Here is a 14408-nt window from a genome sequence, read left to right as displayed (position 1 = left end):
CGTCGCGCCATGGCAGGCCGGCGGTCAGCACCAGGCGGTTGAAGGCGTCGTTCTCGGCATCGCCGCGCACGATATGGACGAAGGCGTCCTGCAGCGTGTCGTTGAGCTGCTGGATATCCAGGTCCAGGCCTTCGGCGGCGGTGAAGGCGAAGTCGTGGATCCAGAACTCACGGCCATTGTTGTGACGCAGGCGGTACGGGAATTCGCCCAGCACGCGCAGGCCGAGGTTTTCCAGGATCGGCAGCACGTCGGACAGCGCCAGCGGGGTGTCGGCGTGGTACAGCTTGCAGTGCAGCTCGCGCTGGCCGGAGACCTGGCCCAGGGGCTGGTAGAAGCTCATCACCAGTGGGTTGGCTTCGGTGAGGCTCAGCAGGTGCTGCATGTCCACCACGGCCGAGTGCGCGGCAAAGCGCTCGCGGTAGCCGGCCGGGAAGCCTTTGGGGAAGTCCGCCAGCACATTGGTGCCGTGGGCTTCGCCGAAGCTTTCCACCACCAGGCTGGCGTAGTCGTCCTGCCAGCTGCGGCAGGCCTGCACCACTTCTTTTTCCAGCAGCAGCGGATCGATGTCGATGCGCTGTTTCGGGTCCACCCGCAGGATCAACTGCACACGGGCCAGCACCGACTCGGAGAAGAAGGTCCAGAACTCGCAGTCGGTGGCTTGCAGGCGATCCATCAGCACTTGCTGGATCTTCTGCCGCACTTCAGTGGAATAGATGTCACGCGGCACGTAGGCCAGGCAGTAGCAGAAACGACCGTAGGGGTCCTTGCGCAGGAACACGCGGATCTTGTTGCGTTCCTGGATCTGCACGATGGACATCACGGTGCTGAACAGCTCGTCCACCGGGGTCTGGAACAGATCATCGCGGGGCAGCACTTCCAGGACCTGGGCCAGTTCCTTGCCCAGGTGCGCCTTGGCCTGGAAGCCCGAGCGCTGCTCGATGGCTTCGACCTTGCGGCGGATGTAAGGAATCACCCGCACGCTCTCGCCGTACACCGAAGAGGTGTACAGGCCCATGAAGCGGCATTCCTTGATGACCTTGCCGTCGGCATCGATCTGGCGGATCGAGACGAAATCCGGGTAGGCCGGACGGTGCACGCGGCTCGGGTGCGCGGCCTTGGCGAAGGACAGCGGCGTCGGTTCGCGCAGGTAGTTGACGGCGTAGTCTTCGATGCGCAGGTCATCGCTGGTGAGGCCGGCGCGCAGTAGCTTGGCCAGGCCGAGGAAGGAGTTCGGGTCATATTCGATATGCCCGCCGTCCTGGTCGGCGCCGACCACGAATTCTTCATAACCGAGGAAGGTGAAGTGGTTGCCCACCAGCCATTCGAGGAAGCTCTTGATCTCGGTCTTTTCTTCGGCGGCGATCGGGAACTGGCTGTTGTCGATGCTCTGGATCAGTTCCTGGACCTTGGCCTTCATCGGCTCGAAGTCGGCCACGGCGACCCGCACTTCGCCCAGTACCTGCTCCAGCTCCTTGCCCAGCACGCTGAGTTCGGCGGCATTGGCGCAACGGTCGATCTCCAGGTACATCAGCGACTCTTGCTGGATGCCTTCGCCCTGGGTGCCCTTGGGCAGGATTTCCAGCAGCTCGCCCTTGCTGCCACGACGTACGCTGAGCACGGTGGTCTGCAGGGTGTGGATGCTGTAGCCGCGACGGTTGAGCTCGGTGCGTACCGAGTCCACCAAAAACGGCAGGTCGTGGTGCAGGACTTCCACAGCGGTGTGGGTCGACTGCCAGCCATGGCGTTCGTAATCGGGGTTGTAGACGCGGACCTGCGGTTGCCCGTGGTCGAAGCGCTCAAGCAGGCGCCAGGCAGAAAGGGTGCAGCCCGCCAGGTCGGACATGCGACGCTGGGTGAGTTCGTCCAGGGAAATGATGCCGAAGAATTGTTCAGCGAACAGCGCCACTTGTGGCAGTGCCTGTTCACTGATGTGCTGCGCCAGTGCCGCTTGCAGTTGGTGCTGGAAGTCGGCTTTGCTGGCTGCGGTGAAGAACGCCATCTGTGGTACTCCGCTTGGGCTTGTTATTGATGGAAGCGTCGCGTGCAAACCCCTCGCGGGGCGGTGCTGCATCCTGCTCCTGGTCTCGGGCAGAGGTAGCAGGATGACAGGTGGGTGAAGCTGGACGAGACGCACAGGTCACATTCACCTTCCGGGGATGGGCATCTGCAAAAACGACTGACGCTAGCCGGGAAACCGAGCGCAATGCCTTTACAGGTGACCATCACAAATCAGACGCAACCTATTGCACTAAGAACAAATTGTCCGCTGCGCAGCTTAACGAGTGCGATGTGACAGCTGCTTGCGATGCTGCGACATATTCGGTCAACGGCACGCAGCAGAACGCTCACGCTTTGAGCAACACTAGCAGCCGCGGTGGAAAAACCGGTTTTTTTCCCCGGATTCACGGTACTTGCGTACCAAAAGTGACTGCCGCAGCGATTGTGTTCACGACCTGTTCTCTGACAGACAAGCCAGCAGAAATTCCATCGGGCTGGCAGAATTGTTTCCTTTCTGCCCGCCCGGCCACTCTCTCAGGAATGCCCCCATGCACATGACCACCGCCCACCTGATCGCCAACCCCTGCGACGACGAAGAAGACAACATGGCCATGCTCTGCTGCCACAGCACCCAGGGCGAGATGTTCCTGATGAGCCGCTACCCGGACGAAGACGAACTGGAGATCACCCTCGACGGCGAGCCCTCGACCCTCGATGGCGTCAAGGTGACCCTGAGCCCCACCACCCTGCTGATCGAAATCGCCGCGGCCGACGCCGACGCCCTGAACGGCGCCGACCACCTGGAGATCCGCCACAGCACCGCTGCCTCGGACCTGGCCGAAGTGGAGGAAACCCTGCAGAACATCCTCAAGGGCACCGGCACCTACATCAGCCAGTTGTCCTGACCCGCCGCCCTTCCCGGTAGGAGCTGGCTTGCCAGCGAAGGCGTCTTCGGCTCCGCCGCAAACCTTGCCGGCCTCTTCGCCGGCAAGCCGGCTTCTACCGGGGGTGCGCGTGGTGCTGAATAAAACACGGATTTTTTTCGACTAATTCGCCAAATCAGGTTTTCCCCGTTAGTCGCCGACCCCCGCTATGGATTAAAGTATCGCCCCCAGCCCCGACGTTCCCTCAACGCCCGGGGCGCACCCTCTCCAGGAACAGTCACCGATGGAACATCGTGAAGCGCTTTTGGCGCTGCGAACCTTTCTTTCAACGCAGATTCTCGGCCAGGAAAAACTCATCGAGCGCTTGCTCATCGCCCTGCTCGCCGACGGCCACATGCTGGTCGAGGGCGCTCCGGGGCTGGCCAAGACCAAGGCCATCAAGGAGTTGGCCGAAGGCATTGAAGCGCAATTCCATCGGATCCAGTTCACCCCCGACCTGCTGCCCGCCGACATCACCGGCACCGAGATCTATCGCCCGGAAACCGGCAGCTTCGTGTTCCAGCAAGGCCCGATCTTCCACAACCTGGTGCTGGCGGACGAGATCAACCGCGCCCCGGCCAAGGTCCAGTCGGCCCTGCTCGAAGCCATGGCCGAGCGCCAGGTCAGCGTCGGACGCAGCACCTATGAACTGTCGCCGCTGTTCCTGGTGATGGCGACCCAGAACCCCATCGAGCAGGAAGGCACCTACCCGCTGCCCGAAGCCCAGCTCGACCGCTTCCTGATGCACGTCAAGATCGGCTTCCCGGACGCCGCCGTGGAGCGGCGGATCCTCCAGCAGGCCCGCGGCGAAGCCCTGAACGGCGAGACCAAGCCCGAGCGCCGGGTCAGCCAGCAGGCGATCTTTGCCGCACGCAAGGAAATCCTCGGCCTGTACATGGCCGATGCGGTGGAGGAATACCTGGTGCAACTGGTGATGGCCACCCGCACCCCGGCCAAGTTCGACCCGGAGATGGCCGAGTGGATCGCCTACGGCGCCAGCCCCCGCGGCTCCATCGCCCTGGACCGCTGCGCCCGGGCCCACGCCTGGCTCGCCGGCCGCGACTTCGTCAGCCCCGAAGACATCCAGGCCGTGCTGTTCGACGTACTGCGCCACCGCATCATCCTGTCCTTCGAGGCTGAAGCGGCCGGCATCGACCAGGACCGTGTGGTACAGCGCATCCTCGACGTCGTTGCCGTCGCCTGAAGCCCATGACCCAGCCCGTTGCCGAACCCGGCATTCGCATCACCCTCGGCGAACTGATCGAGATGCGCCATCGCGTGCGCGAGGTGCAGCTGTTCTCCACCCCCAGCCAGCGCAGCCCGCTGATCGGCCTGCACCACTCCAAGCTGCGCGGGCGCGGCGTGGACTTCGACCAGGTGCGGGTCTACCAGGCCGGCGACGACGTGCGCACCATCGACTGGCGGGTTACCGCGCGCACCCAGGAACCGCACACCAAGCTGTTCCACGAAGAGCGCGAGCGGCCGATCTTCATCATGGTGGAACAGAGCCGCCAGCTGTTCTTCGGCTCGGGGCTGATGTTCAAGTCGGTGCTCGCCGCCCAGGCCGCGAGCCTGATCGGCTGGGCCGCCCTGGGCCATAACGACCGGGTCGGCGGGCTGGTCTACGGCGACGACGAGCATTACGAGATCAAGCCGCGGCGCAGCAAGCAGAGCCTGTTGCAGTTGCTCAACCGCCTGGTGCGGGTCAACCAGTCGCTGCACAGCGAAGCCCGCCCCCAGCGCGACGCCCTGGGCACCGCGCTGCTGCGCGGGCGCGAAGTCCTGCGCCCCGGCAGCCTGGTGATCGTGATCTGCGACGAACGCGCCCTGAGCGACGCCGCCGAGCAGCAACTGAGCCTGCTGTCGCGCCATTGCGACCTGCTGTTGATGCCCCTTTCCGACCCGCTGGACCACGCCCTGCCCGCCGCCGGCCTGCTGCGCTTTGCCGAACGCGGCGCCCAGCTGGAACTGGACACCCTGAACTACGACCTGCGCCAGGCCTACCGCGCCATGAGCGAAGCGCGCATCGCCCGCTGGGAACGCCTGGCGCAAAAGCTGCGGGTGCTGCTGATGCCCCTGAGCACCCAGAGCGAGATGGTCGAGCAGCTGCGCGAGTACCTCAACCCGCAGCGCCCCGGAGCCGGCCGATGAGCAGCCTGGAACAACTGCAACCGCTGCTGCCGCCGCCCGCCGTCAGCCTGTGGCCACCGGCCCCGGGCTGGTGGCTGCTGGCGATCCTGCTGCCGCTGCTGGGCCTGGCCCTCTGGCACTGGCGCCACCTGTGGCCGCGCAAGGCCGTGCGCGCCCGCAGCGAGCAGCCCCTGGACCCGGTGCGCCTGGCCGCCCTGGCAGAACTGGCGCTGCTGCCCAAGCCCTATGACGGTGCCCCCGCCGGCGCCTGGCTGCAGGCCTTGAATGCCCTGCTCAAGCGCCTGTGCCGCAACCATTACCCCTACAGCCAGAGCCACACCCTGAACGGGCGCAAATGGCTGGCGTTCCTCGACAACCGTTGCCCGGCCGCCGGCCTGACCCGCTGGATGGTGCTGGTGGAAGGCGCCTACAAGCCCGAGTGCAAGCTCGACGACAAAGCCATCGCCGGCCTGACCCAGGCGGTGGACACCTGGATTCGCAAGCATGTTTGAGTTCGCCTGGCCGTGGGTCTTCGTCCTGCTGCCGCTGCCCTGGCTGCTGCGCCTGGTGCTGCCGGTGGCCGACAGCGGCGAGCCGGCGCTGAAAGTCAGTTTTCTCAGTGACCTGGAAGGCCTGTCCAAGCGCCGGGCCCGCGCCCACCTGCCGGCCTGGCGCCAGCAGGTGCGTTTCATCCTGCTCTGGCTCCTGCTGCTGTTGGCCGCCGCGCGCCCGCAATGGCTGGGCGACCCCTTGCCGGTGGCCGCCAGCGGCCGCGACCTGCTGGTGGCGGTGGACGTTTCCGGCTCCATGGATTTCCCCGACATGCAATGGCAGGACGAGGACGTCAGCCGCCTGAACCTGGTCAAGCACCTGCTGGGGGACTTTCTCGAACACCGCGAAGGCGATCGGGTGGGCCTGATCCTGTTCGGCAGCAAGGCCTACCTGCAGGCGCCCCTGACCTTCGACCGGCACACGGTGCGGGTCTGGCTGGATGAAGCGAAGATCGGCATCGCCGGCAAGAACACCGCCATCGGCGATGCCATCGGCCTGGCCCTCAAGCGCCTGCGCCAGCGCCCGGCCCAGAGCCGGGTGCTGATCCTGGTCACCGACGGCGCCAACAACGGCGGCGAGATCGCCCCCATCACCGCCGCCCGGCTGGCCGCCGAGGAAGGGGTGAAGATCTACCCCATCGGCATCGGCGCCGACCCGGAACAGAGCGCCACCCTCGGCGTGCTGGGCATCAACCCGAGCCTGGACCTGGACGAACCGGCCCTCAAGGAGCTGGCGCAAGTCACTGGCGGGCGCTACTTCCGCGCCCGGGACGGCCAGGAGCTGCAAGCGATCAAGCAAACCCTCGATCAACTGGAACCGGTGGCCCAGCAACCGACCCAGGCACGCCCGGCCCAGGCCCTGTACCACTGGCCCCTGGCCACGGCGTTGCTGCTCAGCGTGCTGCTGGTGCTGCGCGAGCGCTGGCCGCAGAACCCGCTGCAACGCTTCTTCACCCAGTCGAACTTCCTGCTGCCTGCCCATGACTGGCGCCAGCGGCTCAAGCGCCTGCGCTTGCGGAGGCGTCGATGATCAGCCTCTGGCCCCATTGGTTCCGCCCCGGCTGGTTGCTGGTGCTGCCCCTGCTGGCGCTGCTGCTGTGGAAGCTCTGGCACCGGCAGAAACGCGCCGGGCGCTGGCAGATGATCCTGCCCCCGGCCTTTCACGCCGCCCTGCTCAGCGGCGGCAATGGCCGCGAAAGCAAGCTGCCCTGGGTGGCCCTGGGCCTGGCCTGGCTGCTGGCGGTGCTGGCCCTGCTGGGCCCCAGCTGGCAGCGGGTGGAACAGACCAGCCAGAAACCCGCCGACCCGCTGGTGGTGCTGCTGGAGCTGACCCCGCAGATGCTCGCCAACGACGTGCCGCCCGATCGCCTGGAGCAGGCCCGGCACAAGCTGCTGGACCTGTTGCAACTGCGCAGCGACGCGCAGACCGCCATCGTGGTCTACGCCGGCAGCGCCCACACCCTGGTGCCGCTGTCCGATGACCTGGCCACCAGCCGCAACCTGCTGGACGCCCTCAAGCCGTCGATCATGCCCCAGGCCGGCCAGCGCGCCGACCTGGCCCTGCTCAAGGCCCTGAAGCTGCTGGACCAGGGGGCCCTGGGCCAGGGCCGGGTGCTACTGATGGCCTCCTCCCTCAACGAAGAGGAACGCCAGGGCATCCGCCAGGCGCTCAAGGGCGACGCCCCGCAGTTGCTGATGCTCGGCTTCGGCAGCCGCGACGGCGCCCCGGTGGCCCAGGAAGACGGCAGCTACCTCAAGGACGACCAGGGCGCGATCCTGGTATCGCGCCTGGACAGCCCGGACCTCAAGCACTTCATCGGCGACGTGGGCGGGCGCTACCGCCAGGCGCGCCTGGACGACAGCGACCTGCGCGGCCTGGGCCTGCTGGGCGGCCCGCAAGGCCTGCGCAGCGACGGCCAGACCCTGCGCCTGGATACCTGGGCCGACCAGGGCTACTGGCTGCTGCTGCCGCTGTTGCTGCTGGCCGCCTGCGCCGGGCGCCGGGGCTGGCTGTTCTGCCTGCCCCTGCTGCTGTTCGCCGTGCCGCAACCGAGCTACGCCTTCGACTTCAATGACCTGTGGCTGCGCCCCGACCAGCAGGGCCAGCGGCTTCTGCAACAGCAGCGCCCGGCGGAGGCCGCGCGGCATTTCCAGGACCCGCACTGGCAAGGCGTGGCCTTGTACGAAGCCGGCAACTACACTGCCGCCGCCGAGCGTTTCGCCGAGGGCAACGACGCCCGCGCCCACTACAATCGCGGTAACGCCCTGGCCCGCAGCGGCGAGCTGGAAGCCGCCATCGACGCCTACGAGCAGGCCCTGGAACGCCAGCCGGATCTGCAACCGGCGTTGCAGAACAAGGCCCTGGTGGAAAGCCTGCTGCAACAGCAACAGGCCCAGGCGCAAACACCGCCACCGGCGAAGAAGCCGGACACCCCCGAAGGCGACGACACCCGCCCGGGCCCCAGCGGTGCAGCCACCCAGCCACCACCGGGCAGCGATGGCCCGCAGGACCCGGCGCAGACGCCGGCCAACGAAGGTGACACGCCGCCGCCTGATCCACAAACCGCCGGCCACAGTGAAGTGCCCGGCAGCGAGCTGGACGACCAGCACACCACCACCCCGCTGCGCCCGGTGGAGGACAGCCTGGACGCTGAACACCAGCAGGCGCTGGAACAATGGCTGCGCAAGATCCCCGACGACCCGGGTGAATTGCTCAGGCGCAAATTCTGGTACGAACAGCAACAACATCAGGATCAGGGAAAAACTCGATGACCCGCTGCACCGCCCTACTGCTTGCCCTCGCGTTCTGCACTGGCCAGTCCCAGGCTGCCGGCCTGCTCGCCAGCCTGGACCGCAGCCAGGTCAATTCCGGGGAAACCGTCGAGCTGACCCTGGAGTCCACCGATGTCACCCAGTTCGGCAAGCCGGACCTGGCGCCCCTGGAGGCACAATTCGAGGTGCGCGGCACACGCCAGGTCAACCAGCTCAACGGCCTGGGGGACAACCACGCCAGTACCCGCTGGATCGTCACCCTGCTGCCGCGCCACACCGGCACCCTGGAAATCGCCCCGCTGCAACTGGGCAGCCTGCAGAGCCAGCCCCTGAGCCTGCAGGTCAACACCAGCCCGGCCCAGGACCAGAACGCCCGCCTGGAACCGGTGTTCATCGAAGCCGAGCTCGACCAGCCCAGCGTCTATGTCCAGGCCCAGGCCCTGCTGACCCTGCACATCTACCACTCGGTGCCGCTGTTCGACGACAGCAGCCTGAGCCCGCTGCTGCTGAGCGACACCCGGGTGGAACAGCTGGGCGAGCCGCGCACCTACGAAAAGCTCATCAATGGCGTGCGCCACGGGGTGATCGAGATGCGCTACGCGCTCTATCCCCAGCGCAGCGGGCCGTTGCAGATTCCCGCGCTGACCTTCAGCGCCACCCTGGCCAACCCGGACCCGGGCCAGGAAACCAGCTCGCAGACGCCCCGGGCCGGCAAGCTGATCCACGTCAGCTCCAGTGACATCAGCCTGCAGGTCAAGGCCAAGCCCGCCACCTACCCGGCCGACGCGCCCTGGCTGCCGGCCCGCAGCCTGAGCCTGAGCGAAAGCTGGAGCCCGGAGCCCGAGCACCCTCAGGTCGGAGACTCCCTGACCCGCAGCCTGACCCTGCGCGCCGAAGGCCTGTCCAGCGCCCAGTTGCCGCCGCTGCCCCTGGCCGACGTCAATGGCCTGCGCAGCTACCCGGACCAGCCGCAGTTGAGCAACCAGCACGTTGAACAGGGCCTTCTGGGCATTCGCGAAGACCGCCAGGCGCTGGTGCCCACCCGCCCCGGCAACGTCGAACTGCCCGCCATTGAAGTGACCTGGTGGAACACCGTCGAAGACCGCCTGGAAAGCACCAGCCTGCCGGCGCGGGCCCTGCAGGTGGCGAACAACCCCAGCCTGGTGGTGGACACCCCGGCAGGCAACGCCTCGGCCGCGCCCGACAGCGGCAACCTGTGGCTGTGGCAACTGAGCACCCTGCTGCTGGCTTGCACCACCCTGCTGGGCTTCGGCCTGTGGTGGCGCGCCCGCTGGCAGCCGGCGGTGCTGCGCGCCACCCAGACCGGCCCCAGCCCGCGCTCGCTGCTGGACGACCTCAAGCGTGCCTGCCAGGCCAACGACCCCCAGGCCACCCGCCAGGCCCTGGACGCCTGGGCCCGGCAACAGCCCGAAACCCTGGCCGAAATGGCCGCGCGCTTCGTGCCGCTGTCCGACGCCCTGGACGGCCTCAACGGCGCGCTCTACAGCGAGACCGGCCAGTACTGGCAGGGCGAGGAACTGTGGCGAGCGATACGCGCCATCCCGATCGACGAACGGGTCCAGGACCCGGTGGCGGACACCACCAGCCTGCCGCCGCTGTACCCCAAGTAACCGGCGCTTAGCGCAGCCCCCCGTAGGAGCCGGCTTGCCGGCGACCTCCCGCGCAGGAGCCGGCTTGCCGGCGAAAAGCCCCGTAAGCCATGCCGCGCCTGGGCGGGCCTGTTCGCTGGGGAGCCAGCTCCTGCAGCGCGTGCCCCCACATTCAGCAGTGACGACAGTGCACCAGAACGCAAAAAGCCCTGCACCCGGCGACAAGCCAGGTGCGCCTGGCTGCGCGTAGCTTAAGGCCGTGGGCGCAACAGCCGTCGCGCCCCACCCCGAGAACAACAAGAACTCAGGTGAGCCATGAGCACAGTAGATCCGATCACCCTCGCCGTGGTGCGAGGGGCGCTGGAAACCGCCCAGCGTGAAATGACCCTGACCCTGGAGAAAACCGGCCGCTCCAGCGTCTTCAACCTGGCCCACGACTACTCCAATGCCTTGTTCGACCACCTCCCGGAAATGGTCCTCCAGGGCCAGGACATCCCGATCCACCTCGGCTCGCTGATCCCGGCGATGAAATGCGTGGCCGGATTCTTCAGCGACGACATCCATGAAGGGGACGTGATCTACCACAACGACCCGGCCTACCAGGGCAGCCATATCCTCGACTGCTGCATGTACAAACCGGTGTTCTACCGGGGCGAGCTGGTGTTCTGGGCGGTGTGCAAGGGCCACCTCACCGACATCGGCGGCCCGGTGCCCGCCGGCTACAACCCGGACGCCAGGGAAATCTATGCCGAGGGCCTGCGGATTCCGCCGGTCAAGCTCTGGTCCCGGGGCCAGCGCCGCGAGGATGTGATCAACCTGCTGCTGACCAACATGCGCGCCCGGGTCTACCAGGAAGGCGACCTGAATGCCCAGTACGGCGCCTGCAGCGTCGGCGAGCGGCACCTGCTGCAACTTCTGGAGCGCTACGGCGTGGAACAGGTGCGCGCCTGCATCGGCGAGCTCAAGGACATGGCTGACCGGCACATGCGCGCCCTGCTGCGCGAGGTGCCGGATGGCCTCTACCACGGCAGCGCGGTGCTGGAGGATTCGGGCCACGGCCTGGGCCAGCTGACCATCACCGCCCAGGTGCAGATCAGCGGCGATCAGGCCCGGGTGCGCATCGACAGCCCGCCCCAGGTGCCCTACTTCATCAATTCCTACGCCGGCAACTCGGTGTCCGGGGTGTACCTGGGGCTGATGATGTTCGCCCAGGTGCCGCCGCCCTATAACGAGGGCCTGTACCGCTGCATCAGCGTCGACCTGGGGGAGCCCGGAACCCTGTGCAACGCCAGCGAACCCGCGCCCCACGTCAACAGCACCACCACCCCCATGGAAACCCTCGCCGACGCGGTGCGCCAGGCCCTGGAGCAGGCCGCGCCGGAACGGGTCACCGCGTCCTGGGGCCATGCCAGCGGGATCAACATCGCCGGCCACGACCCGCGCAACGACAACGCCGAATACGTGACCATGGTCCTGGCCTCGATCATCTCCGGGGCCGGGGCCAACCAGGCCATGGACGGCTGGCCGGCCTGCGGCCCGCTGTGCTGCTTCGGCGCGCTGATGTCCGGCGACATCGAACTGCTGGAATACGCCTACCCGATCCTCATCCACCGCTACAGCCTGATCACCGACAGCGGCGGCGCCGGGCAGTTTCGCGGCGGCTCGGGCACCTGCATCGAGATCGAACCCCTGCAGCACCCGATGACCGTGGTGGGCTTCGGCGAAGGCCGGCAACTGCCCACCGCCGGCGCCGCGGGGGCGCGCAACGGCCTGCTGGCGCCCAAGCTCGGGCGCCTGACCCATCGCCGTGCCGACGGCCAGGAACACACCTACCAGCACAACGCCCAGTTGACCGCACAACCCGGAGAGCGGGTGATCAACCTCAACCCCGGCGGTGGCGGCTATGGCGCCCCCTTCCTGCGGCCCCTGGAGCGAGTGGCCGAAGACCTGCGCAATGGCCTGGTCTCCCTCGAAGGCGCGCGCCTGGACTACGGCGTGGTGTTCGACGCCGAGCAGCGCCTGGACCACGACGCCACCCGCGCCCTGCGCGCCCGCCCCTGAACCCACGGAGCATCCCCCCATGAGCAAACACTATCGCCTGGGCATCGACGCCGGCGGCACCTTCACCGATTTCATCCTCGCCGACCAGCTCGGCAACGTGCAGCTGTTCAAGGCCCCCTCGACCCCGCAGGACGGCACCCTGGCCATCCGCAACGGCCTGGCGCAGATGGCCGACGCCCTGGGGCGCAGCCCGGCGCAGATCATCGGCGACTGCGACCTGTGCATCAACGGCACCACCGTGGCCCTCAACGCCCTGATCGAGAAGACCGGGGCCAAGGTCGGCCTGCTGTGTACCGATGGCCACGAAGACAGCCTGGAAATCCGCCTGGGGCACAAGGAAGACGGCCACCGCTACGACGCCAGCTACCCCCAGGCCCACATGCTGGTGCCGCGCCACCTGCGCCGGCCCATCGGCGGGCGCATGCGCAGCGACGGCCAGGAGCACGCGCCCCTGGACGAAACGGCGATCCTGCGGGCCATCGAGTACTTTCGCGAGCAGCAGGTGCAGGCGGTGGCCATCTCCTTTGTCTGGTCGGTGCGCAACCCGGCCCACGAGCAGCGCGCCGCACAGCTGGTGCGCGCGGCCCTGCCCGGGGTCTTCGTCTGCACCGGCAATGAAGTGTTCCCGCAGATCCGTGAATACACCCGTACCTCCAGCACCGTGGTCAACGCCTACCTGAGCCCGGTGATGCAACGCTACGTGGAGCGCATCGACAGCCTGTTCGAAGAACTGGGGGCACAGCAGCCGACCCGCTACTTCCAGTCCAACGGCGGCCTGGCCCCCGGCGCGATCATGAGCACCCGGGCGGTCAATGCGATCAATTCCGGCCCGGCCTCGGCGCCCCAGGCCGGGCTGTGCGTGGCCCGGCCATTCGGTATCGACAACGTGATCACCGTGGACATGGGCGGCACCTCCTTCGACATCACCCTGAGCCAGGGCGGGCGCACCAACTTCAGCAAGGACAGCGACTTTCTGCGCTACCGCATCGGCGTGCCGATGATCCAGGTGGAAACCCTCGGCGCCGGTGGCGGCTCCATCGCCCACCTGGACCCCTTCGGCATGCTCCAGGTCGGCCCGCGCAGCGCCGGGGCCAACCCCGGGCCGGTGTGCTATGGCAAGGGCGGCAGCGAGCCGACGGTGACCGACGCCAACCTGGCGCTGGGCTACCTGGCGGACGGCGCCTTGCTCGGCGGCAGCATCCGCCTGTCACGCCAGGCGGCGCTGCAGGCCATCGCCAGCCGGATCGGCGAGCCCCTGGGCATCAGCATCGAGCGCGCGGCGCTGGGAATCATCACCCTGGTCAACCTGAACATGGTCAGCGGCATCCGCCGGGTATCGGTGGAGCGCGGCTACGATCCGCGCCAGTTCGCCCTGATCGGCGCCGGCGGCGCGGCGGGCATGCACGTGATCCGCCTGGCCGAGGAAATCGGCAGCCAGGTGGTGCTGATTCCCAAGGTGGCCTCGGGGCTGTGCGCCTTCGGGCAGATCCTCTCGGACATCCGCTACGACCAGCTGACCACCCTGCCCATGCGCCTGGACGACCAGCACGTGGACCTGGCGCTGCTCAACCGGACCCTGGCCCGGCTGCGCGAACAGGGCCTGGAGAACCTGCGCCAGGACGACTTCAGCAACGGCAACCGGGTCGATACCCAGTACCACCTGGAAATCCGCTACCTGGGGCAGATCCACGAATGCAGCGTCGAGCTGGCCAGCAACGAGCTGGACCCGGCCGGCCTCGGCGCCCTGCGCGAGGCCTTCCACAGCCGGCACAAGGCGCTGTTCTCCTACAGCGAGCCGCAGAGCCCGATCGAGCTGGTGAACCTTGAATGCTCGGTGATCGCCAGGCTGCAGCACCCACCCATGCCGGAGATGCCGATCCCCGAGCAGCAGGTGCCGGCAACGCCTCGGGAACAGCGCTCGATGCTGTTCGACGAAGCCGGCGGCTGGCAACCGACACCGGTCTACCAGGGCGAACAGCTGCAGGCCGGGCAGACCCTCACCGGCCCCTGCGTGATCGAGGAAGCCACCACCAACATCGTGGTGCCGCCGGGCTGGCAGGCGACGCTCGCGCCCTCGGCCTGCTACCGGCTGACGCCTGCCGATTGACCGACCCGCGCTTTTGCCCAAAGATCACCGGCACCGTGGCTGACCACCCGGTGCTGTCCTGACTAAAAAACACAAGAAAGCAGGAGTGATGATGGTTCAGCAGCTTTCCACCCGTTACTGGCCCGAGCACCAATGCCAGCCCCGCTGGGCCGAAGCCATTGGCAACGCCTACTTTCCCCTGTCCCTTGAATTCAGCAGCGACCGCCCCTTCCAGGGCAACCTGCGGATCTGGGAAACCCCCAGCAGTGCCCTGGCC

Annotated in this window: 9 protein-coding genes and 1 pseudogene; 9 read left to right on the top strand and 1 reads right to left on the bottom strand. The window is 67.4% G+C overall.

Going from position 1 to position 14408, the window contains the following annotated elements:
* Positions 1-1999, bottom strand: a pseudogene (locus tag F6S12_RS25205) (NAD-glutamate dehydrogenase domain-containing protein); the annotation flags it as partial.
* Positions 2000-2546: 547 nt separating this feature from the next.
* Between F6S12_RS25205 and F6S12_RS25200 the strand changes: the two are divergent.
* The 9 genes from F6S12_RS25200 to F6S12_RS25160 all read left to right on the top strand — a co-directional run bounded on the left by F6S12_RS25200 (position 2547) and on the right by F6S12_RS25160 (position 14152).
* Positions 2547-2903, top strand: coding sequence for a hypothetical protein (locus F6S12_RS25200; protein ID WP_019094865.1), 357 nt, complete (start codon positions 2547-2549; stop codon positions 2901-2903).
* A 262-nt stretch (positions 2904-3165) separates the two neighbouring features.
* Entirely contained in the window at positions 3166-4125 is a 960-nt protein-coding gene (locus F6S12_RS25195; RefSeq protein ID WP_003218556.1) for an AAA family ATPase, read from the top strand.
* Positions 4126-4130: 5 nt separating this feature from the next.
* Positions 4131-5072 carry a DUF58 domain-containing protein gene (locus tag F6S12_RS25190; protein WP_011061032.1) on the top strand — a complete coding sequence of 314 codons (942 nt, stop codon included), beginning with the start codon at positions 4131-4133 and terminating at the stop codon, positions 5070-5072.
* Positions 5069-5563: a DUF4381 domain-containing protein gene (locus tag F6S12_RS25185; RefSeq protein ID WP_011061031.1), complete on the top strand. Its 495-nt coding sequence runs from the start codon at positions 5069-5071 to the stop codon at positions 5561-5563. Before F6S12_RS25190 ends, F6S12_RS25185 begins: the two co-directional genes overlap by 4 nt.
* Positions 5556-6632 (top strand): vWA domain-containing protein, encoded by a 1077-nt coding sequence (locus F6S12_RS25180; protein WP_011061030.1) that lies wholly within the window; start codon positions 5556-5558, stop codon positions 6630-6632. The genes F6S12_RS25185 and F6S12_RS25180 overlap by 8 nt, the downstream gene beginning before the upstream one ends.
* Positions 6629-8374: a tetratricopeptide repeat protein gene (locus tag F6S12_RS25175; RefSeq protein ID WP_315869435.1), complete on the top strand. Its 1746-nt coding sequence runs from the start codon at positions 6629-6631 to the stop codon at positions 8372-8374. Before F6S12_RS25180 ends, F6S12_RS25175 begins: the two co-directional genes overlap by 4 nt.
* Complete coding sequence (locus tag F6S12_RS25170) at positions 8371-10005, top strand: BatD family protein (protein ID WP_210672069.1); 1635 nt, start codon at positions 8371-8373, stop codon at positions 10003-10005. The genes F6S12_RS25175 and F6S12_RS25170 overlap by 4 nt, the downstream gene beginning before the upstream one ends.
* A 294-nt stretch (positions 10006-10299) precedes the next feature.
* Complete coding sequence (locus F6S12_RS25165) at positions 10300-12045, top strand: hydantoinase B/oxoprolinase family protein (protein ID WP_315869434.1); 1746 nt, start codon at positions 10300-10302, stop codon at positions 12043-12045.
* A 19-nt stretch (positions 12046-12064) separates the two neighbouring features.
* Complete coding sequence (locus F6S12_RS25160) at positions 12065-14152, top strand: hydantoinase/oxoprolinase family protein (protein WP_315869433.1); 2088 nt, start codon at positions 12065-12067, stop codon at positions 14150-14152.
* Positions 14153-14408 lie beyond the last annotated feature (256 nt).

This window comes from Pseudomonas sp. JV245A (assembly GCF_032424515.1).
Lineage (GTDB): Bacteria > Pseudomonadota > Gammaproteobacteria > Pseudomonadales > Pseudomonadaceae > Aquipseudomonas > Aquipseudomonas protegens.
This window is presented reverse-complemented; position numbering and strand designations above follow the sequence as displayed.

Bases quoted from the DNA above. Each gene is read 5' to 3' on its own strand.
- F6S12_RS25185 (WP_011061031.1), top strand. From the start codon at position 5,069: ATGAGCAGCCTGGAACAACTGCAACCGCTGCTGCCGCCGCCCGCCGTC.
- F6S12_RS25160 (WP_315869433.1), top strand. From the start codon at position 12,065: ATGAGCAAACACTATCGCCTGGGCATCGACGCCGGCGGCACCTTCACC.
- F6S12_RS25180 (WP_011061030.1), top strand. From the start codon at position 5,556: ATGTTTGAGTTCGCCTGGCCGTGGGTCTTCGTCCTGCTGCCGCTGCCC.
- F6S12_RS25170 (WP_210672069.1), top strand. From the start codon at position 8,371: ATGACCCGCTGCACCGCCCTACTGCTTGCCCTCGCGTTCTGCACTGGC.
- F6S12_RS25200 (WP_019094865.1), top strand. From the start codon at position 2,547: ATGCACATGACCACCGCCCACCTGATCGCCAACCCCTGCGACGACGAA.
- F6S12_RS25195 (WP_003218556.1), top strand. From the start codon at position 3,166: ATGGAACATCGTGAAGCGCTTTTGGCGCTGCGAACCTTTCTTTCAACG.
- F6S12_RS25165 (WP_315869434.1), top strand. From the start codon at position 10,300: ATGAGCACAGTAGATCCGATCACCCTCGCCGTGGTGCGAGGGGCGCTG.
- F6S12_RS25175 (WP_315869435.1), top strand. From the start codon at position 6,629: ATGATCAGCCTCTGGCCCCATTGGTTCCGCCCCGGCTGGTTGCTGGTG.
- F6S12_RS25190 (WP_011061032.1), top strand. From the start codon at position 4,131: ATGACCCAGCCCGTTGCCGAACCCGGCATTCGCATCACCCTCGGCGAA.